This window comes from Gordonia sp. NPDC057258, from assembly GCF_042668985.1.
GTDB lineage: Bacteria > Actinomycetota > Actinomycetes > Mycobacteriales > Mycobacteriaceae > Gordonia > Gordonia hongkongensis.
Genome location: NZ_JBHUXZ010000002.1, coordinates 99,170 through 125,635, shown reverse-complemented (window position 1 = coordinate 125,635; position 26,466 = coordinate 99,170). Strand labels below are relative to the sequence as shown.

At 68.8% G+C, this 26,466-nt stretch carries 22 protein-coding genes; 7 read left to right on the top strand and 15 right to left on the bottom strand.

Annotated features, from left to right (window positions below; all coding sequences use genetic code 11):
* Window positions 1–28: 28 nt before the first annotated feature.
* The 4 genes from ACFUEJ_RS02700 to ACFUEJ_RS02685 all read right to left on the bottom strand — a co-directional run bounded on the left by ACFUEJ_RS02700 (window position 29) and on the right by ACFUEJ_RS02685 (window position 3,412).
* On the bottom strand, window positions 29–715 hold the full coding sequence (locus tag ACFUEJ_RS02700) for a response regulator transcription factor (RefSeq protein WP_058252633.1): 687 nt from the start codon (window positions 713–715) through the stop codon (window positions 29–31).
* Window positions 712–2,124: a cell wall metabolism sensor histidine kinase WalK gene (locus ACFUEJ_RS02695; RefSeq protein ID WP_205334081.1), complete on the bottom strand. Its 1,413-nt coding sequence runs from the start codon at window positions 2,122–2,124 to the stop codon at window positions 712–714. The genes ACFUEJ_RS02700 and ACFUEJ_RS02695 overlap by 4 nt, the downstream gene beginning before the upstream one ends.
* A 139-nt stretch (window positions 2,125–2,263) precedes the next feature.
* A complete protein-coding gene (locus ACFUEJ_RS02690; protein WP_058252631.1) occupies window positions 2,264–2,584 on the bottom strand; it encodes a GNAT family N-acetyltransferase in 321 nt (106 codons plus the stop codon).
* 81 nt (window positions 2,585–2,665) lie between these two features.
* Window positions 2,666–3,412: a phosphoglyceromutase gene (locus ACFUEJ_RS02685; protein WP_058252630.1), complete on the bottom strand. Its 747-nt coding sequence runs from the start codon at window positions 3,410–3,412 to the stop codon at window positions 2,666–2,668.
* Window positions 3,413–3,563: 151 nt separating this feature from the next.
* Between ACFUEJ_RS02685 and ACFUEJ_RS02680 the strand changes: the two genes are divergently transcribed.
* Entirely contained in the window at window positions 3,564–5,012 is a 1,449-nt protein-coding gene (locus tag ACFUEJ_RS02680; protein WP_078113001.1) for an APC family permease, read from the top strand.
* A 71-nt stretch (window positions 5,013–5,083) separates the two neighbouring features.
* On the opposite strand, the gene ACFUEJ_RS02675 is transcribed toward ACFUEJ_RS02680, so the two are convergent.
* The 3 genes from ACFUEJ_RS02675 to mshA all read right to left on the bottom strand — a co-directional run bounded on the left by ACFUEJ_RS02675 (window position 5,084) and on the right by mshA (window position 8,809).
* Window positions 5,084–6,691, bottom strand: a complete 1,608-nt coding sequence (locus ACFUEJ_RS02675) for a 4-coumarate--CoA ligase family protein (RefSeq protein WP_065629304.1) — start codon at window positions 6,689–6,691, stop codon at window positions 5,084–5,086.
* Between the two features lie 82 nt (window positions 6,692–6,773).
* Entirely contained in the window at window positions 6,774–7,394 is a 621-nt protein-coding gene (locus ACFUEJ_RS02670) for a YbjN domain-containing protein (RefSeq protein ID WP_388027435.1), read from the bottom strand.
* Window positions 7,395–7,453: 59 nt separating this feature from the next.
* Window positions 7,454–8,809, bottom strand: a complete 1,356-nt coding sequence (mshA, locus tag ACFUEJ_RS02665) for a D-inositol-3-phosphate glycosyltransferase (RefSeq protein ID WP_058252682.1) — start codon at window positions 8,807–8,809, stop codon at window positions 7,454–7,456.
* Between the two features lie 127 nt (window positions 8,810–8,936).
* Between mshA and ACFUEJ_RS02660 the strand changes: the two genes are divergently transcribed.
* The 3 genes from ACFUEJ_RS02660 to ACFUEJ_RS02650 are packed head-to-tail and all read left to right on the top strand — an operon-like array spanning window position 8,937 to window position 11,628.
* Entirely contained in the window at window positions 8,937–9,923 is a 987-nt protein-coding gene (locus ACFUEJ_RS02660) for a metal ABC transporter solute-binding protein, Zn/Mn family (RefSeq protein WP_388027432.1), read from the top strand.
* Between the two features lie 44 nt (window positions 9,924–9,967).
* Window positions 9,968–10,762, top strand: a complete 795-nt coding sequence (locus tag ACFUEJ_RS02655; protein ID WP_223259038.1) for a metal ABC transporter ATP-binding protein — start codon at window positions 9,968–9,970, stop codon at window positions 10,760–10,762.
* Window positions 10,759–11,628, top strand: coding sequence for a metal ABC transporter permease (locus ACFUEJ_RS02650; RefSeq protein WP_058252624.1), 870 nt, complete (start codon window positions 10,759–10,761; stop codon window positions 11,626–11,628). Before ACFUEJ_RS02655 ends, ACFUEJ_RS02650 begins: the two co-directional genes overlap by 4 nt.
* Before the next feature lie 52 nt (window positions 11,629–11,680).
* Here ACFUEJ_RS02650 and ACFUEJ_RS02645 read toward each other — a convergent pair whose 3' ends face one another.
* Window positions 11,681–12,226 carry a DUF2599 domain-containing protein gene (locus ACFUEJ_RS02645; protein ID WP_068972195.1) on the bottom strand — a complete coding sequence of 182 codons (546 nt, stop codon included), beginning with the start codon at window positions 12,224–12,226 and terminating at the stop codon, window positions 11,681–11,683.
* Window positions 12,227–12,239: 13 nt separating this feature from the next.
* Between ACFUEJ_RS02645 and ACFUEJ_RS02640 the strand changes: the two genes are divergently transcribed.
* Window positions 12,240–13,388, top strand: a complete 1,149-nt coding sequence (locus tag ACFUEJ_RS02640) for a beta-mannosidase (RefSeq protein WP_388027428.1) — start codon at window positions 12,240–12,242, stop codon at window positions 13,386–13,388.
* Between the two features lie 24 nt (window positions 13,389–13,412).
* Here the strand turns inward: ACFUEJ_RS02640 and ACFUEJ_RS02635 are convergent, their stop codons facing one another.
* From ACFUEJ_RS02635 to ACFUEJ_RS02620, 4 genes are read right to left on the bottom strand one after another with little or no spacing between them, the layout of a single operon-like run.
* Window positions 13,413–15,068: an ABC transporter gene (locus ACFUEJ_RS02635; protein ID WP_388027425.1), complete on the bottom strand. Its 1,656-nt coding sequence runs from the start codon at window positions 15,066–15,068 to the stop codon at window positions 13,413–13,415.
* The gene (locus ACFUEJ_RS02630; protein ID WP_388027423.1) at window positions 15,065–16,624 is read right to left on the bottom strand and encodes a glycosyltransferase; all 1,560 of its coding nucleotides are present in this window, start codon (window positions 16,622–16,624) and stop codon (window positions 15,065–15,067) included. Before ACFUEJ_RS02630 ends, ACFUEJ_RS02635 begins: the two co-directional genes overlap by 4 nt.
* Window positions 16,621–18,231, bottom strand: a complete 1,611-nt coding sequence (locus ACFUEJ_RS02625) for a hypothetical protein (RefSeq protein ID WP_068972198.1) — start codon at window positions 18,229–18,231, stop codon at window positions 16,621–16,623. The genes ACFUEJ_RS02630 and ACFUEJ_RS02625 overlap by 4 nt, the downstream gene beginning before the upstream one ends.
* 5 nt (window positions 18,232–18,236) lie before the next feature.
* The gene (locus tag ACFUEJ_RS02620; protein ID WP_388027419.1) at window positions 18,237–20,198 is read right to left on the bottom strand and encodes an LPXTG cell wall anchor domain-containing protein; all 1,962 of its coding nucleotides are present in this window, start codon (window positions 20,196–20,198) and stop codon (window positions 18,237–18,239) included.
* Window positions 20,199–20,419: 221 nt separating this feature from the next.
* Between ACFUEJ_RS02620 and ACFUEJ_RS02615 the strand changes: the two genes are divergently transcribed.
* Window positions 20,420–21,223 carry an alpha/beta fold hydrolase gene (locus ACFUEJ_RS02615; RefSeq protein ID WP_226512555.1) on the top strand — a complete coding sequence of 268 codons (804 nt, stop codon included), beginning with the start codon at window positions 20,420–20,422 and terminating at the stop codon, window positions 21,221–21,223.
* 446 nt (window positions 21,224–21,669) lie between these two features.
* Here the strand turns inward: ACFUEJ_RS02615 and ACFUEJ_RS02610 are convergent, their stop codons facing one another.
* On the bottom strand, window positions 21,670–23,217 hold the full coding sequence (locus ACFUEJ_RS02610; RefSeq protein ID WP_388027417.1) for a carboxylesterase/lipase family protein: 1,548 nt from the start codon (window positions 23,215–23,217) through the stop codon (window positions 21,670–21,672).
* A 99-nt stretch (window positions 23,218–23,316) separates the two neighbouring features.
* Here ACFUEJ_RS02610 and ACFUEJ_RS02605 point away from each other — a divergent pair, with 99 nt between their 5' ends.
* A complete protein-coding gene (locus ACFUEJ_RS02605) occupies window positions 23,317–24,075 on the top strand; it encodes a LamB/YcsF family protein (protein ID WP_055475217.1) in 759 nt (252 codons plus the stop codon).
* 15 nt (window positions 24,076–24,090) lie between these two features.
* Here the strand turns inward: ACFUEJ_RS02605 and rlmB are convergent, their stop codons facing one another.
* Together rlmB and cysS are read right to left on the bottom strand one after the other, a co-directional pair.
* Entirely contained in the window at window positions 24,091–25,041 is a 951-nt protein-coding gene (rlmB, locus tag ACFUEJ_RS02600; RefSeq protein WP_068972201.1) for a 23S rRNA (guanosine(2251)-2'-O)-methyltransferase RlmB, read from the bottom strand.
* Window positions 25,041–26,432, bottom strand: coding sequence for a cysteine--tRNA ligase (cysS, locus tag ACFUEJ_RS02595; RefSeq protein ID WP_065629179.1), 1,392 nt, complete (start codon window positions 26,430–26,432; stop codon window positions 25,041–25,043). The genes rlmB and cysS overlap by 1 nt, the downstream gene beginning before the upstream one ends.
* Window positions 26,433–26,466 lie beyond the last annotated feature (34 nt).

Genomic DNA, 26,466 nt, shown 5'->3' with positions numbered 1-26,466 from the left:
CCCCCCGGGGCGCCGCGGCCCGGCCGGCTCACGCCTCGAGCTTGTACCCGAGGCCGCGGACGGTGATGAGGTGCTTCGGATTCGCCGGGTCGGGCTCGATCTTCGAGCGCAGGCGCTTGACGTGTACGTCGAGTGTCTTGGTGTCGCCGACGTAGTCGACGCCCCACACCCGGTCGATGAGCTGACCCCGGGTCAGGACGCGGCCGGAGTTGCGCAACAGATACTCGAGGAGGTCGAACTCCTTGAGCGGCAGGGTGATCGACGTTCCGTTGACCGACACGGTGTGTCGCTCGACGTCCATCCGGACCGGCCCGGCCTCCAGGATCCCGATCTCCAGACCGTCGTCGGGCACCTCCCCGCCGCGTCGCAGCACCGCGCGGATGCGGGCGATCAGCTCGCGCGCCGAATACGGCTTGGTCACATAGTCATCCGCGCCGAGTTCGAGGCCGACGACCTTGTCGATCTCGCTGTCGCGCGCGGTCACCATGATCACCGGGACATTCGACCGGGTGCGCAGGGCCTTGCAGATCTCGGTTCCGGACATCCCGGGCAGCATGAGATCGAGGAGCACGATGTCGGGACTGACCCGATCGAAGGTCGGCAACGCCTGCGCGCCATCGGTGATGACGCTGGCCTCGAAGCCCTCTTTGCGCAGCAGGAAGGCCAGCGGATCCGCCAGCGATTCCTCGTCCTCGACGATCAGAACGTGGGTCAACTCTTGTTTCCTTCGGTGGGTCGGGCAGATGGGTCGTCACCCTCCGCGGAGGGAAGTGCGCGGGGCGGCGCATCGGGATCCGACAGCGCCTGCTGGGCGGCCGGCGGCCAGCCGGCGTCGGACAGGTCCTCCGGGATGCACAGCGTGAAGGTCGAGCCGGTGCCGGGTTTGCTCCACAGGTTGATGGTCCCGCCGTGATTGGCGGCCACGTGCTTGACGATGGCCAGTCCGAGTCCCGTGCCGCCGGTCATCCGGGACCGGGCCTTGTCGACCCGGAAGAATCGCTCGAAGACCCGCTGCTGATCCTCCGGCTCGATCCCGATCCCCCGGTCGGTCACCGCGATGGCGACCATCGGCCGCCCGTCGATCTTGATCACGCGGCGGCTGATCGAGACCACGGTGTCCGACGCCGAGTACGAGATGGCGTTCGAGATGAGGTTGTTCAGTGCGGTCAGCAGCAGCGGACGGTCGCCGCGGATGATGACGCCGATCGGACCGTCGGCGCGCAGTTCGATGGCCGCCGCCTCGGCGGCGAGCGTCGCCGCGGTCAGCGCGTCGTCGATGAGCGAGTCGACATCGATGCAGGTGAACTCCGGTGTGACGCCGTCCTGGAGTCGGGACAACGCCAGCAGCTCGCTCACCATGTTGCCCATGCGCTTGGTCTCGCCGACGACGCGGCGACCGAAGTGCTGCACCGAATCGGTGTCGTCGGCCGACTCGAGCAACGCCTCGGCGAGCAGCCCGATCGCGCCGACGGGGGTCTTGAGCTCGTGCGAGACGTTGGCGACGAAGTCGCGCCGGGTGGCCTCCACGCGTTTGTGTTCGGTGTCGTCGAGTCCGTACGCGACGACATAGCGTTCCTCGCCCTGCGCGACGATCCGCGCGTGACAGCGCACGTGCTCGACACTGGGCCGGGGCGTCCGGCCGGTAGAGACGAAACCGAGACTCGACATCGGCGGGCTGAACTCGAAACGCCGTTCGACGCCGGTGTCGAGCACTTCCTTCACGGCCTCCCACACCGGGTCGGCCAGCAGCATCTCGCGTACGAGCCCGAGTTCGACGGCCCGCTGGTTGTACAGCACGACGTCGCGGAACTCGTCGACCACGGCGATGGCGGTCTCGGTGTTACGCACGACCATGCTCAACAGACCGGCCTTGGTCATGCGGCCGTCGTCGGTGGTCGCCTGCACGTCGGAGTCACGGACCTCGGCCGAGGCCGGCACCTCACGGGGACCGAGGGTCGCCTCGGGAACGAATTCGGCGGCGGTGGATGCGGAACGACGCGGGATGCGATCGAGGAACGCGAACCCTCGGGACCGGTCCCGGTCCCGGGTGCGTCGACCGATCACGACACCGAGGCAGAGCGCGAGTACGAACGCGATCGTCGCGGCGAAGATTGCGGCGGTCACAGGGGCAGCTTACGGCTCGACCAACACCGAACGCACATCTGACGAAGGTGTTCGACAGTTGTTCACGCGGAGTTGGCCGGAGTCCCTGCCGACGCGGCGGCGCGCTTCCCCGGTACCGGGGCGGCCGTGTCCGGACCGGTCATTGCGGAACCGGAACCGCCATGTCCGCGAACTCGGGGTGACGTTCGATGAAGCGCTGCACGTAGGAGCAGACCGGCACGACCTGCTTGCCGCCGCGCCGGATGTCCTCGAGGACCGCCTGGACCAATTGGCCCGCGTACCCGTGACCACTGAACTGCTCGCGGATCACGGTGTGCGTGATGACCACCTGGTAGGGCTCGGAGACGTAGTCGAGATAACCGACGATCTCGTCGTCGCCCTGGGAATCGGCGACGAGGATCGCCTCGTACCGCTCCTGGGCAGGTGAGTGCTCGATTCGCAGGGTGCCCATGTCCGCCATGCCGTCTAATGTAGCGCGCGCCACACCGTCGACGCCATGGCGAAACGTGTCACGTCTGGATGTCCGAACGGACCCCGTCGGCTACTTCTGCCCCTGCGCGGCCACCGCGGCGGCACCCGCGGCGGCCGCCTCGGGGTCCAGGTAGGTACCACCCGGGTTGAGCGGTTTCAGGTCGTCGTCGAGGTCGTAACGAAGCGGGTTGCCGGTGGGGATGTTGAGTCCGGCGATGTCGTCGTCGGAGATGCCGTCGAGGTGCTTGACGAGCGCGCGCAGCGAGTTGCCGTGCGCCGCGAGCAGCACGTTCTTCCCCGCCCGGACGTCGGCGACGATCGTCTCGAGGTAGTACGGGATGAACCGCTCGACGACGTCCTTGAGGCACTCGGTCAGCGGCACCTCGGGGAGATCGGCGTACCGCGCGTCGCCCACCTGGCTGTATTCGGCATCGGGTTCGATCGCCGGCGGCGGGGTGTCGTAACTGCGACGCCACAGCATGAACTGCTCGTCGCCGAACTTCTCCTTGGTCTCGGCCTTGTTCAGGCCCTGCAGCGCGCCGTAGTGGCGCTCGTTGAGGCGCCAGTCGCGGATCACCGGGATCCAGAGCCGGTCGGCCCGGTCGAGGGCGATGTGCGCGGTCGTGATCGCGCGGCGCAGCAGCGACGTGTAGACGACGTCGGGCAGCAGGTCGTGCTCGACGAGGAGCTCGCCCCCGCGTTCGGCCTCGGCCCTGCCCTTGTCGGTGAGCGCCACATCGACCCAGCCGGTGAACTGGTTGGACGCATTCCATTCGCTCTCGCCGTGCCGCATCAGGATCAGGGTGCCGTTGCTCATGGCCGATAGTTTTCCACAGTCGGTGCGCACCCTCTCCTCACCGGCGCCGGAACCCCCGGGCGGACCCCGGCGCGCACCGGCGAACGACGAAATGGTAATGAACCGGTCGATTCGCCGCGCGAACGGCCATGGGCGGGTCTAGCGTTAGCGCATGACAGCCAGTACAGACGCCGGCGCGACCGGCCAGAATGCGGAGAAGCAGCCCGAGCTCAAACGCGTGTTGGGCTGGAAGCTGTTGTTGCTGTTCATCATCGGCGACATCCTGGGCACCGGCGTCTACGCACTCACCGGCCAGGTCGCCGGCGAGGTCGGGGGCGCGGCCTGGCTGCCGTTCCTGATCGCGTTCGCGGTGGCGACGCTGACGGCGTTCTCCTACCTGGAGCTGGTGACCAAATATCCCCAGGCCGCCGGCGCTGCCCTGTACGTGCACAAGGCTTTCGGCGTCCACTTCATCACCTTCATCGTGCTGTTCACCGTGATGTGTTCGGGTATCACCTCCGCGACCACCGCGTCCCGCGCGTTCGCGGTGAACATGCTGACCGGCATCAACGGCGGCGAGTCCCCGGATGCGACGCACCCCGCTCTGCTGTTCATCGCGATCGGCTTCCTGCTGCTGGTCATGTTCATCAACTTCCGCGGCGTCGCCGAAGGTGTGGGCACCAACGTGGTCCTGACCCTTGTCGAGCTGACGGGTCTGCTGCTGGTCATCTTCATCGCCTTGTTCTTCGTGTTCGGTGGCAACGCCGATCACTGGGATGCGGTGGTGGTTTTCGAATCGCCGGAGGAGAGGAACATCCTCATCGCGGTGTCGGCGGCGACGGCGCTGGCGTTCTTCGCACTGGTCGGATTCGAGGATTCGGTCAACATGGCCGAGGAGTGCAAGGAACCGACCAGAATCTTCCCCAAGGTCATGCTCAGTGGTCTGGGGATCACCGCGGTGGTGTACGTGCTCATCGCGATCCTCGCGGTCGCGATCGTGCCCGTGGGGGTGCTCGCCGAGAGCGAGACGCCGCTCGTCGACGTCGTGCAGACCGCCGCCCCGGACTTCCCGATGACCGAGCTGTTGCCGTGGATCTCGATGTTCGCGGTGGCCAACACGGCCCTGATCAACATGATGATGGCCAGCCGGCTGCTGTACGGCATGGCCAAGCAGGGGGTCCTGCCCAAGTTCCTGGCCTACGTCCATCCCGGACGCCGTACCCCGTTCGCCGCGATCGTGTTCACCACCGTCATCGCGCTGTGCCTACTGGTCTACGTCAGCGCCGACCCGAAGGGTTCCATCGTCGGACTGCTCGGCGGCACCACCGCACTGCTGCTGCTCGCGGTGTTCACCGTCGTCAACGTCTCCGTCCTGGTGCTGCGCAAGGATCACGTGGGACACAACCACTTCCGTACCTATACGCCGGTTGCGGTGCTCGGCGCCGTGACCTCGGGGGCGCTCACCCTCCCGTTTGCCCGCGCCGACAACCAGCAGTACGTGATCGCGGCCTGGCTACTCCTGCTCGGCGTCGTGCTGTGGGCGTTCACCTACTGGCATCAGAAGCGAACCGGCGCCGAAGCCGCCTCCTACGACGACATCCCGCCCCACGAGATCCCCTGACGCACAGAAAATGCGTATGACGTTGTGCCCGGTTTCCGGGCACAACGTCATACGGATGTCAGACGCAGAGACTACTTGCGGAGGTCCTTGCGCAGGATCTTGCCCGAGGCCGACTTGGGGATCGTCTCGATGAACTCGACGGCCCGGACCTTCTTGTGCGGGGCCACCTTCGACGCCACGAACTCGATGACCTCGTCGGCGGTGATCTCCGCATCGGGCTGGCGCACGACGAAGGCCTTGGGGATCTCCTCGCCCGACTCCGCCTCGATCACGCCGATGACCGCGGCGTCGGCGATCTTGTCGTTGGTGAGCAGCAGCGCCTCGAGCTCGGCGGGCGGCACCTGGTAGCCCTTGTACTTGATGAGCTCCTTGAGCCGGTCGACGATGTAGACGCAGCCGGTCGGATCGACCTGCGCCATGTCGCCGGTGTGCAGGTAGCCGTCGGCGTCGATGGTGTCGGCGGTCGCCTGATCGTTGTTGAGGTAGCCCAGCATCACGTTCGGCCCCTTGACCCACAGCTCGCCCGGCTCGGACAGTCCCTCGCTCGGCAGCTCGATCTCCGCCCCCGATGCGGGGTCGACGATCTTGTTCTCGGAGTTCGGCACCGCCCACCCGGTCGAGGACAGCGGGGGGTCCTGCTGACCCAGCAGGCCGGGTGTGTCGGCCGGGATGATGTGACTCACCGGCGACAGCTCACTCATGCCGTAGCCCTGCAGCATGTGCAGGTCGAGACGTTTGGCGACGGCCTGGCCCAGCTCGTCGTCCAGCGGCGCCGCGCCCGACATCATCGTGTGCAGCGAGGACAGGTCGTAGTTGTCGATGATCGGGTGCTTGGCGAGTGCCACGGCCACCGGCGGTGCGATGTAGGCCATGGTGACCTTGTGGTTCTGGATGTTCTCGAGGAACTCGACGAGGTCGAACCGCGGCATCACGACCAGCGACGCCCGGTTGTACAGCGCCGCGTTCAGCAGCACCGTCATCCCGTAGATGTGGAAGAACGGCAGCACCGCGATCACCACGTCGTCGGCGCCCATGCCCTGCAACGGTCGGATCTGCGCGACATTGGCGACCAGGTTGCGATGCGAGAGCGCGACGCCCTTCGGATTCCCGGTGGTACCGGAGGAATACGGCAGGACCGCGACGTGCGTGGCCGGATCGAACGACACCTCCGGTGCGGCCAGTCCGGCGCCCAGGAGGTCCGCCGCATTCGGGTGGCCGGAGGCGTCCTGGCCCTCGCCGTCGAGGACGATCAGGTCGGCATCCGCCAGCCCGACCTCGTCGGCGGCGGCCTTGGCCTGCTCCAGCATCGGCGAGATGGTCACCAGCATCTTGGCGCCGGAATCCCGCAGCTGCTTGGCGATCTCGGGCCCGGTGAAGAGTGCGTTGATCGTCGTCGCGGTGCCGCCGGCCCGCAGAATCCCGTGGAACACCGTCGCGAACGCCGGGATGTTGGGCGACAGGATGCCCACCACGTCGCCCACGCCGATCCCCCGCGACGCCAACGCGCCCGCCGCCGCCTCGATCTGCGAGATCAGCTGCGCATAGGTGGTCGTCGCCCCCGACTTCGGGTCCACCAGCGCGGTACGGGCGAGGTCCTCCTCGGCCACCGCGCCGAACAGGAACTCGAACACACTCACGTCCGGGATCTCGACGTCGGGGAACGGACTCGTGAAGCTCATGACACCTCCATTGGGGAATTTCTCGACCGCATCGTATCAACGCATGTTGACACGATGTGACGTGGACCTCTCTCAAGAGAGTCTACGATTCGTCCGATTCGGCGGTCGACGAATCCTCGGTGACGCTCTGCGCACCGTCGACGACCGACTCACCCGGTACGTAGCGGCCTTCGAGCGGCTTCCCCGCCTCCGGCAGGGACTCCTTGTCGATGAGGTGCTCGAAGGCGAGCAGGTTGCGCAGCGATTCGCCGCGCGACACCCGCCACGCCCACTCCCGCTGGATCGAGGTCAGGAACCCGAGTTCGAGCAGGGTGTTGAAATCCCCGTCCGCGGCCTCGAGGACCTGCCCCAGGATCCGGTCGACCTCGCCGGAACTCAACCCGTCGGCGGAGATCCGGCCCACGAGGTAGATGTCACCGGTGTTGTCGATGGTGTAGGCGACGCCATACAGCCGGCGGTTGCGCTTCAACAGGTACCTGTACACGCCGGCGTGGTTCTCATCGGGCCGGCGGCACACGAAGGCTTCCACCCGGACGCCGTGCTCGCTCGCCGTCAGCAGCACGGTGGTCTTCAGTTTGCGTTCGCCGGGCAGCTCGACGACCACGTGATCGACGTCGGCCCCGCCGCCGCTCTTGCGTGCGAAGGCGATCTCGTTCTCGCCCAGCGTCTTCTCCAGCAGGTCGACGACCTCGTTGCGACTCACGGCATCCTCTCGTCGGTGGTATCGGGAACCCTTGCGCAGCGGGCGATTTCGGCGCAGCGTCAGACGGTGACCCGGTTGCGCCGACGACGCCAGCGGCGTCGAAGGCGCGCCGAGGCCGCGGCCGTAGCGGACACCTCGGGCGACGCCGGACGCTGGTGCGCGGCGAACGACCGCATCGCCCGGCCGTAACTCTCGAGGAGCTGATCGACCGTGTGTTCCCAGGAGAACTGCTCGGCGTGGGCGCGGGCGTGCTGTCCGAGCTCGACGAGTCGATCGGGTTGCGCGAGAAGCTTTTCCAGCGCATTCGTCCAGTCCCCGACCCGATGCCCGTTGACCAGCACTCCGGTCCGGCCGTCGTCGACCGCCACCCCGAGGCCACCCACATTCGCGGCGATGACGGGCGTCCCGCAGGCCTGCGCCTCGATCGCGACCAGTCCGAAACTCTCCGAATGACTGGGCACGGCAACCACATCCGACGCCCGGTAGACCTGCACCAGACGGTTCGCCGGCTGGGGCGGCAGGAACGTGACCGAATCGGCGATCCCGAGTTCGGCGACCTGATCCATCAGCGCGGTGGGCCGTTGCAGCCCCGACCCCGACGGCCCGCCCACGATGAGCACCCGCAGCCTCCGCCCGGTCGCGGCGGACTCCCCGATGAGCGGCGCGACCGCGGCGACCAGGAGGTCCGGGGCCTTCAGCGGTTGGATGCGCCCGACGAACGTCACGATCATCTCGTCGGGGTCGAGGCCGAGCTCCGCGCGGGCGGCCGCGGCGGAACCCGGCGTGTAACAGTCGAGATCGGCACCCGGGGTCACCACGTCGATACGGTCGGCGGCGGCACCGTACATCGAGAGCAATTCGGTCGCCTCGGTCTGGGTGTTCGCGACCAGGCGATCGGCCTCCCCGACCACCTGCTGCTCCCCGATGACCCGCAGCTGCGGCTCGGCGGTGTCGCCCTCGGCCAGCGATGCGTTCTTGACCGCGGCCAGGGTGTGCGCGGTGTGCACCAGCGGTACACCCCACCGGTCGCGGGCGAGCCACCCCACCTGGCCGGAGAGCCAGTAGTGCGAGTGGATGACGTCGTAGTGACCGGGCGCCTGCGCGGCCTCGGCACGCAGGACCCCGGCCGTGAACGCACACAGCTGGGCGGGCAGGTCGCGCTTGTCGAGGCCCTCGAACGGGCCGGCGACGACGTTGCGCACCGTCACCCCCGGCGCTGCGGCGACCGACGCCGGGTCGGCCGACGACGTCGCGCGGGTGAAGATCTCGACCTCGACTCCCCGACGGGCCAGCCGCGTCGCGGTCTGCCAGACGTAGACGTTCATCCCGCCGGCGTCGCCGGTGCCCGGTTGCGCCAGCGGCGAGGTGTGCACGGAGATCAGCGCGACACGCCGCGGGGACGGGCTCGAGGTCATGGTCTCCACCATAGAGAAACGCCGTGTCGGGCGAGGAGTCCCCCGGCCTGCGGACACCCTGCACGCCCGTCGCCGCGATCACCTAGACTGCTTTCGGTAACGATTGTCATTTGCGTGAAGGTTGTCGATGAAGAAATCCCTGCTGGCCACGGCCGGTGTGCTGTCCGCCGCCGCCCTGGTGTTGTCCGCCTGCTCCAGCGACTCCGGCGGGACCGACGGCCCCCCGACCGTGGTCGCGTCCACGAACGTCTGGGGTTCGGTGGCGGCCGCGGTCGCCGGCGACAACGCCGAGGTGACCGCGCTGTACACCAACGTCGACGGTGATCCGCACGAGTTCGAGCCCTCGGCAGCGGACACCGCGACGATCGCCGATGCCGACATCCTCGTCTTCAACGGCGGCCACTACGACTCCTACATGGAGGAGGCGGCGGCCAACTCGGACGCGACGGCGGTCGACGCCTACGCCCTGCTCGGGAGCGACGAGCATGCCGACGAGGCCGGTGGCGAGCACACCGACGACGGCGACGAGCACGCGTCCGGCGATCACTCCGACGGTGCTCACGACCACGCGCACGGCGACCAGAACGAGCACGTCTTCTACGACCTCCCCGTCGTCGCCCAGGTGGCCGACAAGGTCGCCGACGCGCTGGCCGAGAAGGACCCGGGCAACGCGGAGTCCTACCGCGCCAACGCCGAGACCTTCACCACCAGCATCGACGGTCTGCGCGCGAAGCTCAGCACCATCCGGGAACAGCACGCCGACACCGAGGTCGCCCAGACCGAGCCGCTCGCGGGCTACATGCTGACCGAGGCCGGGCTCGTCGACATCGCACCGGCCGGTTTCACCCAGGCCGTCGAGGAGGGCCAGTCACCCGCGGCCGCCGACCGTGCGGCACTGCAGGACATCCTGGCCGACCGTCGGGCGAAGGTGCTGATCTACAACACCCAGGCCGTGGACCCGGTGACACAGGCCATGCTCGACGTCGCGCGCTCCGCGGGCGTCCCGGTCGTGGAGTTCACCGAGACCCTGCCCGACGGCGTCACCGACTACGTCGTGTGGCAGGGCGCCCAGATCGACGCCCTGACCGCGGCGCTGGGTTCCGGCTCCAATTGACCGGGGCAGGCGACTCGCCCGGAGCAGGCAAGGGCAGGCCGGTCGTGGAATTCACCGGCGCCCGGCTCGCGTTCGGCGACCGGGTTCTCTGGGACGACCTCGACCTGACGATCGAACCCGGTGAGTTCGTCGCGGTCCTCGGGCCCAACGGCTCCGGCAAGACGTCGTTCCTGCGGGTTCTGTTGCACCAGTACGCGCTCGACCGCGGCACCGTGACCACCACCGACGCGGTGGGCTACATCCCCCAGCAGCACGCCGAGGACGACGCCGACCCGATGGCCATCCGCGGCCGGGACCTCGTCGGGTTCGGTGTCGACGGCGGCCGCTGGGGTGTGGGACTCCGGGGCCGGGCACGACGCCGCGCACTCGTCGACACCGCGCTCGGTTCGGTGGACGCCCTGCCGTACGCCGACGCCCCGCTGGGCGTCCTGTCCGGCGGCGAGCAGCAACGGCTACGCGTCGCCCAGGCGGTGGTGAGCGATCCCGCGCTGCTGCTCTGCGACGAGCCGCTCGCCAGTCTCGATCCGACCAACCAGCAGGTGGTCGTGGACCTCATCGATCGCCGGCGCCGGGACGCCGGGACGGCCGTCGTGTTCGTGACCCACGAGATCAACCCGATCCTGCCCTTTGTCGACCGCGTCCTGTACCTCGTCGACGGCCGGTTCCGCATCGGCGAGCCGCATGAGGTGATGACGACGGAGACACTGAGCGAGCTGTACGGCAGCGACGTCGAGGTGCTGCGCGTCAACGGCCGTCTGGTCGTGATCGGTGGCGAGGACGCGCACCACTGCGCCGCCGACAGCGAACCGGGTGTCGCGAGGCGAGGCGGTCCGGCGTGAGCGTCACCCACCTCTCCGTCGACCGTTCGTTGAGCGACCTCTGGGATTTCTCCACCACCATCGACCTGCTGGGTTACGACTTCATGCAGCAGGCACTGCTCGCGATGGTGCTGCTCGGCCTCCTGGGCGGCCTGCTGGGCCCGCTCATCGTCGCCCGGCAGATGTCCTTCGCGGTGCACGGCGCCAGCGAACTGTCGGTGACCGGAGCCGCGGCGGCCCTGCTGATCGGGTTCAGCGTGAACCTCGGCGGCGTCATCGGCGCGGTCATCGCCGCGGCGGTCTTCGGCTTCCTCGGCAACAAGGCGCGGGAGCGCGACTCGGTGATCGGCGTCGTGATGGCGTTCGGCCTCGGCATCGGCGTCCTCTTCCTGGCCTTGTACGGCCGGATCGGGACCGGCTTCGCGTTGTTGACCGGTCAGGTCGTGAGCGTGGGCATCAACGGCCTGGTCGCGATCGCCATCACCACGGGCATCGTCGTCGTCGTGCTGGCCGTCATCTACCGGCCACTGCTGTTCGCCTCCACCGATCCCCGCGTCGCGCAGGCGCGGGGGGTACCCATCCGCACCCTGTCGGTGGTGTTCGCGATCATCATGGGCCTGGCGGCCGCGCAGGGCGTTCAGATCATCGGCGCGCTGCTGGTGATGTCGCTGATGATCACCCCGGGCGCCGCAGCCGCCCGCGTCACGTCGAATCCGACGCGCACGCTGGTGCTGTCGGTCGTGTTCGCCGAGGTCGCGGCGGTCGGCGGGTTGCTGATGTCGCTCGCTCCCAAGCTGCCCGTGTCGGTCTTCGTCACGATCATCTCGTTCGCGATCTACGTCGTGTGCCGGATCATCGGCAACCGCCGCGTGCATCGCACGCGCTGATCCGACAGAACACAAGCACTGCCGGGCCGCCTCGCTCGCACCGCAGTACCTTTCATTCCTCGGCGAAGCCGGGGTTGCAGCCGGCGCCGACCATGTCCTCCTCGGCGACGACCGGCCGGCCGGGTTCGAGGTTCCAGCTGGGCTTCTCGGGTTCGACGATGCGGGCGAACCGCCAGTGGCAATCGAACTGGGCCTGCATCCCGGGGGTGTCGGCGGTGCGGTCGAGAGCGACGACCTCCGCCCACGCGGCCGCCATCGCGCCGGGGTCGGTGGTGTAGCGCCCGGAATTCGTGGGGAACACCGAGAGGCTCGGACCGACCGCGGTGTCGGTCCACTCGGTCCGCTCGATGTACGGCGGGCGGTAGACGATCGTCGGCGCGCTCTCGGTGGGCGAGTACGGGCCCGATGAATACGGGGTGGGCGACGGGCTCGTCGTGCTCGAGGCGGTCGTGCTCGGACCCGGTGCTCCGGGGTCGACCGCGTCTGTCCCGCACGCGGACAGGACCGCGGCGACGGCCAGCGCGCCGGCCGCGGCGCGCCACCGCCGCCGCCCTCCGTCGGCCACTCCCGCACCCGCCCTGCGCAACCCCGTCGACATACCGACACCCTAGGTGACGGGTAGCCTGCACCTTGTGGTCCGCCGGCGCACGCACAAGCGGGCGGTCGGGTTGTTCGTCACCGCGATCGCCGTCGTCGTGCTGTGCCTCGCGGGGTGTGCGCGCACCCCCGATCCGGGACCTCCCCAGATCACCCAGTCGCATCGGGCCTCGACCACGCCCACCGGCCTGGTGCTCGACGGAAAACCCTGGTGGCCCGCGGGTTTCAATGCGTATCAGCTCAGCACCGACTGGTCGGTCAACCGCGGCTGCGGCGCCCAGGTCGACGCCGACGGGTACTTCGACAGACTCCCGCCCCGCGCGCTGACCCGCTTCAACCTGTACTCGGTCTTCGCCGTCGACAAGCGCAGCGGGCTCATCGATTTCGGGCCGATCGACCGGGTCTTCCAGGCCGCGGCCCGGCATCACCAGATGGTCCTGCCGGTCCTCACCGGAGGCTCGGGCGACTGCGAGGACGAGCGGTTCAAGGAACGCGACTTCTATGTCGACGGTTGGCAGAGCCAGGAGATCGTCGGCGGGCTGACGTACGCGGAGTGGGTCGAGATCGCGGTGACCCGCTGGCACGACGAGCCGTCGATCGCCGGCTGGGAACTCGTCGGGGAGCCCGAGGCGAGCGAATGCGGTCCGGCCTCGTGCGACTGGGAGGCGCGAACGTGTCCCGACGATGCCACGGCCGTGTTGCGCGCGTTCTTCGACCGCGCCGGCGCCCATCTCCGGGCCTACGACGCCGACCGTCCGATCTTCTCGGGAGTGGTGGGCGGCGACCAGTGCGGCCTCGCGGGCGCGGGTTATGCCGAGGTCCTGGGCTCGGCCGGCGTGGACGTGCTCGACTTTCACGACTACCGCTCCGATGTCGATCCCGAATCGGGGCCCGCGGGCAGCAATCTGCGCGCACGACTGGCGCAGGCTCGCGAGCTCGGAAAACCGCTCGTGGTCAACGAGATCGGGATACACGCCGGCTCATGTGTCTCGATCGCGAACCGGGCCGAACAGTTCGAGACCATCATCGCGCGCCACCGCGACGCCGGGGTCGCCGGCGCGCTGCTGTGGTCCTTCGTGCCGGACCCGCGCGGCGCGCAGTGCACGTACGACATCGGGTTGCATGACCCGGCCTGGAATGTGGTGCGCGAGAACGCCTCCTGATCGCGTGCGACGGCCCGCTCGGGCTCACACCAGCTGATACAGCCGCCAGTCCGGCAGATCCGCGCCCTGGTTGCGCGCCTCGATGACGAGAACCCCGATCTGGGCGCCGTTCTCGTAGATGGTCGGATACCGCTGGTTGACCGCGTCGGAGAGTCCCCGACCTTCCGGTGGGACGGTGAGGAAGTAGCGCACACCGCCGCCGACCGGGTCGTTGAGCAGCTGCGCGAAGTCGCGATCCGACGGGATGACGAACTGGCGCGGCCGCTCGGACTGGACCACCACCGCGAAGCCGTACACGGTGTCGCACAACACCGCGCCGTCGGGCAGGTCCAGACCGTCGAGATACTGCGCCAGCGCCCGCTCGGTGGAGAACGACCGCACGATGCGCTGCTCGCCGAGGTACTTCTGGTCCACCGAGTCCGGGCGCGGATCGACCACCGATCCGAGTGCGAACTCCTGCGGCGCGTACTTGGGTGACGTCATCCCGGCGGCGGTGACCGGGATCGCGGTGGCGACCACGACGATCACGATCGTCGCGGCGATCTTGTTACTCCAACGCGAGGCATAGGGGCGGGGCGGCAAAATGTCCGAATGCCTGCCCTCGCGACGCATCGGAACCTGCTGCCGTAGGGGCACAGACAACAGGGCGATGACCGCGGCGAGCAGGACCACGGTCATGTAGAACCGAAGAAAGCCGAACGTCGAACCGCGTGAGTAACCGAAGACCTGAAACGCCAGCACGGCCACGATCAGCAGTGCGGGCAACATCGCCGCAAGCCGATGACGTCGGGCACGGACCCCGATGACTCCGAGAATGAGTATCGGAAGCAGTGGCGCGAGGATGAAGATCTCGGTGAGGGAGAACCCGATCGCATCCCCGGTCGTCGACGACCCGCTACCGCCGGACTGCGCGATGATCGCGGCGTTGCCGTATTCAGAGGTGAACTGCGCGAACGCGTCACCCGTGATGAGCCAGCCCGCCGCCGCCCAGGCGAGGAAGGCCAGGGCGCTGGGCGCCACCACCAGGGTGATGTCGAGGAGCGTGCGCGACACCCGTTTTCGGCGGTCGCGGCGTGTGTAGGTCACCCATCCGACCACGAAGGCCGCGGCCAATGCGGCGGCACCGCCGTCGTAGCGGGTGAGATAGGACAGGCCGAGCGCGATCCCGGCCACCACGAGCTCGTGGACGTCGTCTGAGGAGACCCACCGGATCAGACGACGGGTGGCCCAGGCCAAGAAGAAGAGGTACGGCGCCTCGCTCATCCCGTTCGCGGCATAGAGGACGATCATCGGATTGATTGCGTAGAAGATCGTGAAAGTGCCTGCCACGAGCGGACGCAGGCCCTGGTCGCGCGCGATCCCCGACGCCTGCACCACCGATCCGGCCATGAACGCCGACGACATGATCACCGCCGAGAGCGCCTGCGTCGTCATCTCCGGGAACCACGGGGTGAGCGCGGTCAGCGGCAGCTGGACGATGGCGGTCAGCGGGGTGAAGATGAATCCGATCGCCGCGAGATGCGGTGTCCGACTGAACAGTACGCTCTGTGCCGACTGCACCCTCGAGAGCGCGTCGCCGAAGAACAGGTGCACCTCGCTGACGAGGTAGACCCCGATGACGAGGTACGGGATCCACGTCGCGAGGAAGATGAGCACCGAGGCCGGGACACGGCGGGTCACGTCGGCTCCTGCCCGTCGGGATCGGTGTCCGGCGAACTGCTCGTCGACAGACCGTGAAAGGTCTTCTCCCAGTACGACGGATTGACCAGGATCTGCCACATGCCCTTGATGGCGGCGACACTCATCATCAGCCAGTACAGCGGGATGAGAAGGGCCGAACCGAGCAGTTCGCTGCGATCGTCCTCGCGGATCGCGACGAGGTTCATGTACAGCGCCGCCCCGTTGCCCAGCAGCAGCGAGATCAGCGACAGGTAGTAGATGGGTCCGGGGAACAGCTCGGCGACGACCGGTGGCTGTCCGCCGATCCACAGCGCCAGGATCAGCCAGAACACCATGTTCAGGCAGGCGATCACCGGGGTTCCGGCGATCAGCAGCGTGAAGCGCACGAACGCGACGGGCCCGAGGATGTGCCAGAGCTTGACCGGGTGCCGCATGTGGACGAGCCACGTCTGCATGTAGCCCTTGTACCAACGGGAGCGCTGGCGGACCCAGTTGATGGCATCGACATTGGCCTCTTCCATCGTGACCGAGTCGAGCACCAGGGTGCGGTATCCGTGGTCGGCGATGCGGACCCCGAGGTCGGCGTCCTCGGTCACGTTGTAGGGGTCCCAGGCGCCGATCGTGTCGAGAACATCGCGGCAGAAGTGATTCGACGTGCCGCCCAACGGGATCGGCGCGCGGCTGACCATCATGCCCGGCAGCAGGAAGCCGAACCAGATGCCGTAGTCGGCCGTGAACCACTCGGTCAGCATGTTGTCGCGCACGTTGTGGAAGCTGAGCTTGCCCTGCACGCAGACCACCGACTCGTCGCCGGAGTTGTTCAGCACGTACACCGCCCGACGCAGCTGCAGCGGGTCGGGTTTGTCCTCGGCGTCGAAGATGGTGACGATGTCGCCGGTCGCGAAGTGCATGCCGTAGTTGCAGGCCTTCGGTTTGGTCCGCGGCTGCGCCGGGGGTGTCAGGACGACCGTGACGATCCCGTTCTCCTCCACCCCGCGCGCCGCCTCGATCGTCGGCTCGTCGTCCTCTTCCAGCAGCAGCAGGACCTGGAGCTTGTCCCGTGGGTACTCGATCGTCTCCATCGCGGCCACCAGTTGACCCACCACCTCCGGCTCGCCGTAGGCCGGGACGAACACGGTGTAGGCGGGCAACTCGTCGTCGGGTATGGACCGGGCGTCCTCGTCGGAGACGCGGATGGCACCGTTGACCAGCCCCCGCCGGAAGATCACCAGGCGGTCGGCGAGGGTCACCACGTATCCGATCGTGGCGATCGAGACCAGGGTGGCGCAGGTCCCGACCGGTTCGATCACCATCGCGACGGCGATGATGCCGAGCAGCGTGAACCCGATGATCTTCTGAATCCGGCTGAAGGCCACCGAGGCCGACATGTCCTCGTCGGCGTTGCGGAGACGGTTGACGGCGTCTTCGAGGGCCTGCGCCCGGTAGTCCGGGTCGGCGAGCAGTTCGGCCACCGGACGCGTCGGTCTCGTGCTGCGCGCGACCCCCGGCTTGTCGGCGGCTGCGGCGTGCCCGGGGCCGGCCTCGTCGATGCTCATGCACCGGCCCCCCGAGCGGCCCCGAGCTGGGCCCGGATGAGCTCCCCGGCCAAGCCGATGAGCAGGGCCTCGTCCTTGAGTTGCGGGTCGGTGTCCAGCAGGACCGAGTTGCCCCGCAGCAGGATCGTCATCAGTGAGTTCATGTTCGCGAGGATCGTGATGCGCGGCTCCGGGAAGTAGGCCTCGGGCTCGTGGTTGTCGACCGCCCACAGCATGACCTGCTGGGTGCGGTTGCCGTTGTTCCACCGCCAGGACAGCACCGTGTAGGTCAGGTAGCGCTCGTCGTCCACGACACTCCACACCCGACCCCGGACCCCGTTCGACAGGTCCACCTCGATCGGAAGGCTCGTGCGTTCGCTGGACAGGTCGTAGCGGAAGATGTCCGGGTAGACGTCGAGGACGAGTGGCCGCCTGCTGTCGACGCTGTCGACGACCACCCGCCGGGGACGCGCGAACTTGTCGTAGGCGCGATTGCCGCGGGTCTGCACCAGGACCTGGCGGATCAGCACGGACCCCGGCCCGTAGAGGCGTGACACCCACCCGTAGACACCCAGGGACTCCTGCCGCCAGCCGACCGGGACCACGAGCGGCTCACCGATACCGAGCTGCGGATAGCGATTGCTCTGGTAGTTGCTACCCACCGGCGGGGTGGGGCACAGCGCCAGCAGGACCGCCACGAGCAGCACCACCAGACCCGGCCGGCCCACGAACGGGACTTTCGGCGGACTGATCCGGCCGGCCTCGGGCGGCGACCACTGCCGGCCGCCGCGCCGCCGATAGTCGACCAGCATGTAGGCCGACGTCGCGAGGGCCGCGATCAGGCCCGGATAGGGCACGACGATGTTCCGGGGCGCGCCGAGCGCGTCGAGCACGAACAGCGCGACCAGGCCCACCGCACCGGCCAGCAGCGCCGCGACCAATTTTCGGCGCCAGGTCCGACCCACCGCGATCGCGGTCGCGGCGACGGCCATCAGCACCACCACGAAACCGGCGGCGAGCGACGTCCCACCCATGATCAGCACGACGGCGCGGACCGGCGGCGGGAAGATGAGCACCAACAGCAGCCACACCCACCGGTAGCGGGCGACCGGACGCAGCCCGAAGAGCAGAACCGCGGCGCCGAAGACGAACAACCACAGGGCGAGCAGATCCATGTGGGTGGTGAGGTACGCGCGCGCATAGCGCGGGTTGACCAGATACTTCATCGCCAGCGCGAGGATCAGCACCACGATGCCGACGATGACGTCGGTCTGCCGGTCGTAGATCGGCAGTTCGTCGACGGTGCGCCACGACACCCCGATGACGGCGATCAGCGCGAGGACGACCAGCACCGGGACGTAGAGGATGAGCGTCTGCGCCATCAACTCGTCGACGATCGCGACGATCGTGTTCCAGAACCCCAGGGCCGTGCACCCGATCAGGAACAGCCACCGGGCCGCCACCAGCCACTCCGGGTCATCGACGAATGCGGGGTGCGGCGTCTCGGGCTTGCGGCGCGTGACGACGCCGACGAGCGTGGCGACCGCACTCGTCGTGCCGGCCGACCCCGGATCCGGGGTCGACGGTTCCGGGTTCTGGGCCGTGGTCGTCGCGGGAGCCTCGGGCACGCCGGTCAGCTCTCGGCGGTCCGTTGCCGTCGACGGCGCAGGATGAGGGTCGCCGCGACGGCCGCCACCACGACGATGCCGACCCCGACGACCGCGAACGCCACCCACGACGTGTCGCCGGTCGACGACTCCGGCTGCTGCGCATCGTCATCGACCACGAGCACCGGCTCCTGGCCGGACACCTGCAACAAGGCGTCGCCGTTCAGCGACGGCCAGCGATCGGGATCGGCGGCCAGCCAGTCGAGCAGGGCGTCGAGATCAGCGGCGTCGTTCGTCGAGGTCGCGACCAACACCGACCGGCCGGCATCACGGGCCACCTGCAGCGAACCGAAGCGCACGGTCGGCGACAGCAGCACCTCGGCACGCCGACCGTCCGGATTGAGCAGCGAGACCGTGCCGCCGTCGGCGGTCACCGGCAGCGACAGCTCGGGCAATCCCTGGCCGTCCGCGGCGATGACGACCGCGGGGGCCGAGGCCGACATGGCGTCGTCGAGCGGTACGACGTCGACTCCGAGACGCACCGCCGACAGTCGCTGCAGGCCCGACATCAGTGCCACCGCGCGGGCGACGTCGGCGACGTCACCGCGGGTCCAGGCCAACGAGTTCCGCGGCATCAACGCCTGCGGCAACGAGGCGAACCCGGATGGTGTCGGCGGGTCGGCGACCTCGGATCGCACCTCAAAGGACGAGTCCAGGCTCAGCGAACTCCGCACTCCCGCACCGCACTGTTCACCGACGTCGCCGTGGTTGTAGGTGACGGTGACCTCGGTGAAGCGCGTCAGCAGATCGCCGGGGATGTCGACCCAGGAGTTGTAGCTGCCGGAGGAGTCGGCGGGCCAGGAGGCGATGACCCGGTCCCCGACGGACACCGCGATCTGGCCGCCCATCGGGGTGTAGGTGCCCTTCAGCTGCATTCGCACGTTCTGAGACGGCCGTCCCAGGCGCGTCTGGTCGACCCCGAACGAGATGGTCGGCCAGCCGGTCGCCGAGACGCGCTGATCCCCCACGCCCAGTTCGGCGAGCGTGGTGACCTCCGGCGCGAGTTGCGGTGCGGCGAAGGGCGGTCCGGCCACGGCCGCGGAGCTGACGGCGATCGACGAGAGATCAGAGGTGAGGAACTCGACCTGGGTCTCCAGGTCGTCCTCACTGCCGCCTATCCGCAACACCGGCCAGCCTGCACCCGGCCCCAGGCTGAGTCCGTCGGGCAGAGCCGAGTTGATGACGATCTGCCGTTCGAGCGGTTCGATCTCCTCGTCGGGTGCGGCATCGCCGCGCGGCAGCGAGTCCGTCTCGATCTCCACTGTCGCCGCACCGTAATTCGCGATCACGGCGGTCGCGAGCGACACGGCCGCAGCGCCCTCGGCGGGCCGCACGTCGTCGGGGACGAAGATGGTCAGCTTGCGCAGGACCGGCGGCAGGAACTCGGCGACGCTGTTCGGCGCGGCTTCCCGGCCACCGTATGTGACGGTCGCATTCTGGATGCGCAACCCCGAATCGGGGTCGAACAGACACGATCCGGCCGTGCGCAGATAGGTCCGCAGGACGATGTCGGCGGCGTTGCGTTCGACCCGCACGCCGCGTAGCGACAGCGAGATCGGCGAATTCACAGCCGGATTGATCGGCGTCCGCGAGATCAGCCGGCCTTCCTGCAGGACGTCGATGTTGCCGCCGGTGACGAAAGCGGGATACTGCGTGACGCCGCGCAATTCGGTGGGGGCGAGATCCGGCGGTACCGCGAGGGACAGACTCACCTCGCCCTGCTGTCCCGGGAACGCGATGGTCGGCGACGAACCGAGATCGCGAAGGTTCAGCGGCGCAGGCGGATCCCCCGGCGCCGCCTGCGCGGCCGGTGTCGACGGCGCCCCGATCGAGGCGATGCCGGCCAACAGCAGGCCCACCAGCAACAACGCCGGCCCACGGCTACGTCGACAACGCGACTCGCCGCGGGTTTTCCAGGACACGTGCATTCGTCACCCTTCGAGTGACCCCCGTCCCGACCCTCAAACGCCCCGAAGGAAACCTATCCCACGACACGGCTCGGCACATATTTTCACGCGATCGGACCGGTGGGCCGCCCGGTGCGAGTCATCCGTGCCATCTCGATTCGCCAACGATGCCCCGAACCGGCACCCGACTCTGCGACCATGTCCTGCAGGTCGACACGTCCGGCGAGATTCGAGGGAGCGCGATGCGACAGGTTCACGCCGGCGAACGCGTCGACGGCGGCGTCTACGTGGACATCGCCGACGCGACGATCTGGCACTTCACCGCCGGCGAGTCATACGGCCCGCCGATGGTCCTGCTCCACGGGCTGTTCGCGTCGGCGTCGACGTGGGGAACGCAGATCCCCGCCTTCCTCGACGCCGGTCAGCAGGTGTTCGTACCCGAACGGCCCGGTCACGGTCACAGTCCCGACCTCCCCGGCGAGTTCCACCTCGACCGGATCGTGGCACGCACGATCGTCTATCTCGAGACCGTCGTGCGCCGGCCTGCCAATCTGGTGGGATGGGCCGACGGCGGCACCGTCGCCCTGCTCGTCGCCCGGGACCGCCCGGACCTCGTCCATCGGCTGGTGTTCGTCGGCGGATACCTGAACCGTGCCGGCCGGATGGCCGACGAGTTCATCTCCCGGGTGTCTCGCCGCGACCCGGTGACGATGGACTACCTGCGCATCTACTACGACACCACGTCACCGGACGGGCCCGAGCATTTCGAGACGGTCTTCGACAAGGCGGTCCGGATGCTCGCCGCCGAACCGGAGTGCGAGGTCAGCGAATTCACCGGCGTCGAGTTACCGACGCTGGTGGTGGTCGGCGATCGCGGGCTCGTCCGCCTCGAGCACGCGCTCGAGCTGTCGCGGACGCTGCCGGCGGCCCGGCTGGCCGTGATCCCGGGCACCCACATCCTGCCCGTCGAATCGCCCGAGCTGTTCAACCCGCTGGTCCTGTCGTTCCTGGCCGCCGACCCCCCGTCGGTCTGGGAGTTCGGCTGACCCGCTCCCCGACCGAAAGCACGACCTGCCCCTGCTCCCTGATCCGAGAGAACGACATACCCATTGCCCCCTGAGGTGTGAGGAGCGTCAGCGATTGCCCCTTTGATCCTTGAGGTGTGAGGAGCGATAGCGACGAGCCTCGAAGGGCCTGGTGAGACGCGTCTCGGAGCCCTTCGTGGCTCGCTGCGCTCGCACCTCAGGGAGCATAGATGTGGACGCTCACTGTTCTTTCGTGGTCCACGACGGCCGCCAGGCCGCAGTTACTGAGGTGCGAGGAGCGTCAGCGACTGCCCCTTTGCTCCCTGAGGTGTGAGGAGCGTAAGCGACGAGCCACGAAGGGCCTGGTGAGACACGTTGCGAAGCCCTTCGTGGCTCGCTTCGCTCGCACCTCAGGGAGCAGAGATGTGGATGCTGAGGGGTGTTCTCTCGTTGTGCACGACGGCCGCCTAGGCCGGCGAATGCACCCGGTACCACGCCTGGCGCCGCAGGGTGTCCGGGTCGGCCTCGACGTGGTCGGGGTCGTCGAGGACGAGGACCTTGCGGTCGGCGGTGGTGTAGGCGGGCCAGCCGAAACCGGGGTCGCCGGTGCGGGCGAACCCGCCCCAGCGGGTCTGGACGTTCTTGGTGACCCGGCCGGTGGCGGGCCAGTCGGCGAGGGCGAGACCGGCACCCATCGGGGCCCGGTAGGCACCGAACACGCTGAACAGCTCGGTGGCGTGCGTGGCCCCGAAGCCCGTGGCCTCGAGCACCTTCGTCTGGTAGTCGTAGCGGTACACGTAGGTCGGGGCGACGGCGCTGTGCCCGTCGGCGAAGGCGCTCATCGGTGCCCAGAAGATCGAGTCGCCGGCCAGCCGGATGCGATCCCGGTCCCCGTCCTCGTAGTGCGAGGCGATCTCGCGCCGGACCTCTTCGTCCTCGACGCGCATCAGGGCGCGTTCGGCGTCGGGCAGGACGTTCCAGAGTTTGGCGAACAGCTTGCCCTCGTCGCGGTTGCTGCCGATCACGAGCGGCACCGGCTGCGTGAGCCCACCCGCGGCGGCGGCGAGCGGCGACCGCGGCAGCAGATCGCCGTCGACGACGGGCGCGAACGGGATCGCACCGCCGGCGGTCTTGGTGGCGAATCGCATCAGCCGGTTCCCCGCCGCCAGCAGCAACGCCGGGTTGGGCGAGGTGAGCAGACGCTGGGCGTGGACCGTGTCGACCGGCGGCTCGTCCCGTTCGAGAGAGGTCGCCCGACGTTGCGGGTCGCGCAACAGCCGGACGAACTCGTCCGCGTAGATCTTCGCCGCGTCCTGCTCGACGATCAGTTCCGGGGCGGGACTCTGCGCGATGGCCTGGTGATAGAGACCGGTCGTCGACGGGGCGGACAGCAGCGAGAGCACCGACAACCCGCCGGCGCTTTCGCCGAAGATCGTGACGTTCGCCGCGTCGCCGCCGAACGCCTCGATGTTGTCCTGGACCCACTGCAGGGCCGCGATCTGGTCACGCAGTCCGACGTTGGAGTCGAACGGACGGTCCTCGGTGGCGAACTGACCGAGGTCGAGGAAGCCGAACGGACCGAACCGGTACTGGATGGTGACGACGACGACGTCCTGGGCACGCGCGAGGAAGGCGCCGTCGTAGAGCGGGGTGGCGGCCGTGCCGAGGATGAACGCACCGCCGTGGATGAACACCATCACCGGTCGTGGAGTCGACGACGCGACGTCGGGCGAGTAGACGTTCAGCGTGAGGCAGTCCTCGGCCATCGGCGCGAACTTGCCCGGGGCGATGGCCGTGAACCGCTTCTCCTGGATGGCCGCCTTGGCCACCTTGGTGCAGTCGCGGACGCCGGGCCAGTCGTGGGCGGGCTCCGGTGCACGGAACCGGCGATGGGCCACCGGCGGTGCCGCGAACGGGATGCCTCGCCAGCTGATGGTCCCCTTGCGCAGCCGCTTCCCCCGGGCGCCCTCGACCACGCCGTTACGGGTGGTCACTTTACTGTCGAGTAATGCCATACCCACCACCGTAGACGAAAACGACGACTTCGTCTACCCGCCGCCGCGCACACACCGATCGGGCGGTCCCCGCTGGTCGGCCACCACTACGATGCGCTCATGGGTTCCGGCGCGGCACGCATCGACCTCAACGCCGACCTCGGTGAGGGCATCGGTGACGACGCGGCGATGCTGGGGATCGTCACCAGCGCCAACGTGGCGTGCGGCTTTCACGCCGGCACCCCCGCGCAGTTGCTCGCCACCTGCCGGGCCGCGGTCGACGCCGGGGTCCGGATCGGCGCCCAGGTGTCCTACCCCGATCGCAGCGGCTTCGGGCGCCGGTTCATGGAGATGACGACTCCGGACCTCGTCGCCGACCTGGTGTACCAGATCGGCGCGCTCGACGCCCTCGCCCGATCGGTCGGCGGGGCCGTCACCTACGTCAAACCGCATGGCGCGCTGTACAACACCATCGTCCATCACGAGCAGCAGGCCGAGGCCGTGGTCACCGCGGTCCGCGATGTCGACGCCGGATTGGCGGTCATGGGGCTACCGGGATCGGAGGTGCTGTCACGCGCCCGACGGGCGGGACTCGACACCATCTCCGAGGCGTTCGCCGACCGCGCCTACACCCCGGAGGGCACCCTCGTGCCGCGCGGAACCGACGGCGCGGTGTTGTCGGACAGCGCCGAGATCGCGCGACGGGTGGTCGAACTCGTCACGACGGGCCGGATCGGCGCGATCGACGGAACCCTGATCGACGTCGACGCCGGATCGGTCTGCCTCCATGGCGACACCCCGGGCGCGGTCGGACACGCGCAGGCCGTGCGCGACGCACTCACCGCCGCCGGAATCGTCATCGGCGCGCCACCGGCCTGACCGGCAGGGATGCTGCTAGCGGCGTCGCTGGCGGGCGAACTCGGCGAGGACCACACCGGCGGCGACCGAGGCGTTGAGGCTCTCGACGTCGCCGGCCATCGGGATGGACAGGATCGAGTCGCAGCTCTCGCGGACGAGGCGAGAGAGCCCCTTGCCCTCCGAACCGACCACGATCACGGTGGGGCCGCTGCCGTCGTAGTCGTCGAGGGTGACGTCACCGTCTGCGTCGAGACCGACCAGTTGCGCCCCGGCGTCGGCCCAATCCTTCAGTGTGCGCGTCAGATTGGTGGCGCGGGCGACCGGTAGGCGCGCCGCGGCACCGGCACTGGTCCGCCAGGCGACGGCCGTCACGCTCGCGCTGCGTCGTGCGGGGATGACCACGCCGTGCCCGCCGAAGGCCGCGACCGAGCGGATCACCGCGCCCAGGTTGCGCGGATCGGTGATGTTGTCGAGGGCGACGAGCAGCGGCGGGGTGCCGCTGGCCTTGGCCTCCGCCATCAGGTCGTCCGGGTGGGTGTACTCGAACTCCGGCACCTGCAGCGCGATGCCCTGGTGCATTCCGTTGGTGGACAGGCGATCGAGTTCGGGTTTGCCGACCTCGAGGATGGAGATCGCCGAGTCACCGGCGATCTTCACCGCCTCGGCGACCCGCTCGTCGGGCTCGGAGTTGGTGGCGATGTACAGCGCGGTGGCCGGCACGCCGGCGCGCAGGCATTCCACGACCGGATTGCGGCCGAGGACATACTCGGGGCCTTCGTCCCGGGCCCGCGCCCCGCCGCGGCCGGCCGCCGACTTCGACGCCGCCTTGGCTCGCTTGTGGGCCGGATGATACGGCCGGTCAACCGCTTTCGGTGTCGCGCCACGGGCCTCGAGGCCGCGGCGACGCTGACCACCCGAGCCGACGGTCTGCCCCTTCTTGGTGCCGTCCTTGCGAATCGCGCCTCTGCGCTTGGAGTTCCCTGCCATCACGCCTCACCCTTCAATGCCCATTGCGCACCGTCGGGGGTGTCGGTGACCTCGATACCGGCCTGCGCCAGCCGATCCCGCACCGCGTCCGCGGTCGCCCAGTCCTTGGCGACGCGCGCGTCGGCGCGTCGCTGCAATTCCGCCTGTACCAGCACGTCGAGTGCGGAGGTGGTGGCCGACTCGTCGGCGGCACCCGCCCACCGGTCGTCCAGCGGGTCGACGCCCAGAATCCCCATCATCGCGCGGACCGTGGATGCCGCCGCCAGCGCGGCGGCTCCGTCACCGGACTCCAACGCGGTGTTGCCCTGCCGAACCACGTTGTGCACGACCGCGAGTGCGGCCGGGACGCCGAGGTCGTCGTCGAGCGCGGCGGCGAACTCGGGGTCGACATCCCCGACGACCACCTCGCCCACGCGCGCGCCGACCCGGGCCACGAACGACTCGACGCGCCGATAGCCGGCGGCGGCCTCGGTGAGCGCGCCAGACGAGTACTCCAGCATCGACCGGTAGTGCGCGCTGCCGAGGTAGTAGCGGAGCTCGACCGCCCGGACCCGTTGCAGCATCGCGGGGATCGACACCACGTTGCCCAGCGACTTGCTCATCTTCTCGCCACCCATGGTGACCCAGCCGTTGTGTAACCAGTAGCGCGCGAACGCATCTCCCGCACCGTGTGCCTGCGCGATCTCGTTCTCGTGGTGCGGGAAGATGAGATCCATTCCGCCGCAGTGGATGTCGAACTCAGCGCCGAGCAGCGAGGTGGCCATCGCCGAGCACTCGAGGTGCCAGCCGGGACGGCCGGGGCCCCAGGGCGTCGGCCAGGACGGCTCGTCGGGCTTGGCCGCCTTCCACAGGGTGAAGTCGCGGGGATCGCGTTTGCCGGTCCCCGCGCTCTCGCCCTGATGCACGTCGTCGAGCCGGTGTCCGGACAGCGACCCGTACTCCGGCAGGCTCAGGACGTCGAAGTACACGTTGCCGTCGGCGACGTAGGCGTGCCCGCGGTCGATCAGTCGCTCCATGTATTCGATCATCTGGGTGACGAACCCCGTGGCCCGCGGCTCGGCCGACGGCGGCAGGACCCCCAGCGCGCGGTAGGCGTCGTCGAACGCACGCTCGTGGGTGGCCGCCCATTCCCACCACGGCCGTCCCGCGTCCGCGGCCTTCCGCAGGATCTTGTCGTCGATGTCGGTCACGTTGCGCACGAACAGCACGTCGAGGCCCTGGTGGGTCAGCCAGCGCCGCAGGATGTCGAAGGCGATACCGCTGCGGACGTGCCCGATGTGCGGAACTCCCTGGACCGTCGCCCCGCACAGGTACACCGACGCCTGGCCTGGGTGCAGCGGCACGAAGTCGCGCACCTCTCGGGAGTCGGTGTCATACAGGCGCAGGGTCACGACCGGCAATCCTACCGGACCCTGACCTGGCCAC

What these genes read in the sequence shown, in the direction of transcription:
- ACFUEJ_RS02690 (WP_058252631.1), bottom strand. Translation starts at nt 2,584, where the DNA reads ATGGCGGACATGGGCACCCTGCGAATCGAGCACTCACCTGCCCAGGAG.
- ACFUEJ_RS02685 (WP_058252630.1), bottom strand. Translation starts at nt 3,412, where the DNA reads ATGAGCAACGGCACCCTGATCCTGATGCGGCACGGCGAGAGCGAATGG.
- ACFUEJ_RS02680 (WP_078113001.1), top strand. Translation starts at nt 3,564, where the DNA reads ATGACAGCCAGTACAGACGCCGGCGCGACCGGCCAGAATGCGGAGAAG.
- ACFUEJ_RS02675 (WP_065629304.1), bottom strand. Translation starts at nt 6,691, where the DNA reads ATGAGCTTCACGAGTCCGTTCCCCGACGTCGAGATCCCGGACGTGAGT.
- mshA (WP_058252682.1), bottom strand. Translation starts at nt 8,809, where the DNA reads ATGACCTCGAGCCCGTCCCCGCGGCGTGTCGCGCTGATCTCCGTGCAC.
- ACFUEJ_RS02660 (WP_388027432.1), top strand. Translation starts at nt 8,937, where the DNA reads ATGAAGAAATCCCTGCTGGCCACGGCCGGTGTGCTGTCCGCCGCCGCC.
- ACFUEJ_RS02645 (WP_068972195.1), bottom strand. Translation starts at nt 12,226, where the DNA reads ATGTCGACGGGGTTGCGCAGGGCGGGTGCGGGAGTGGCCGACGGAGGG.
- ACFUEJ_RS02630 (WP_388027423.1), bottom strand. Translation starts at nt 16,624, where the DNA reads ATGAGCATCGACGAGGCCGGCCCCGGGCACGCCGCAGCCGCCGACAAG.
- ACFUEJ_RS02620 (WP_388027419.1), bottom strand. Translation starts at nt 20,198, where the DNA reads ATGCACGTGTCCTGGAAAACCCGCGGCGAGTCGCGTTGTCGACGTAGC.
- ACFUEJ_RS02615 (WP_226512555.1), top strand. Translation starts at nt 20,420, where the DNA reads ATGCGACAGGTTCACGCCGGCGAACGCGTCGACGGCGGCGTCTACGTG.
- ACFUEJ_RS02610 (WP_388027417.1), bottom strand. Translation starts at nt 23,217, where the DNA reads ATGGCATTACTCGACAGTAAAGTGACCACCCGTAACGGCGTGGTCGAG.
- ACFUEJ_RS02605 (WP_055475217.1), top strand. Translation starts at nt 23,317, where the DNA reads ATGGGTTCCGGCGCGGCACGCATCGACCTCAACGCCGACCTCGGTGAG.
- rlmB (WP_068972201.1), bottom strand. Translation starts at nt 25,041, where the DNA reads ATGGCAGGGAACTCCAAGCGCAGAGGCGCGATTCGCAAGGACGGCACC.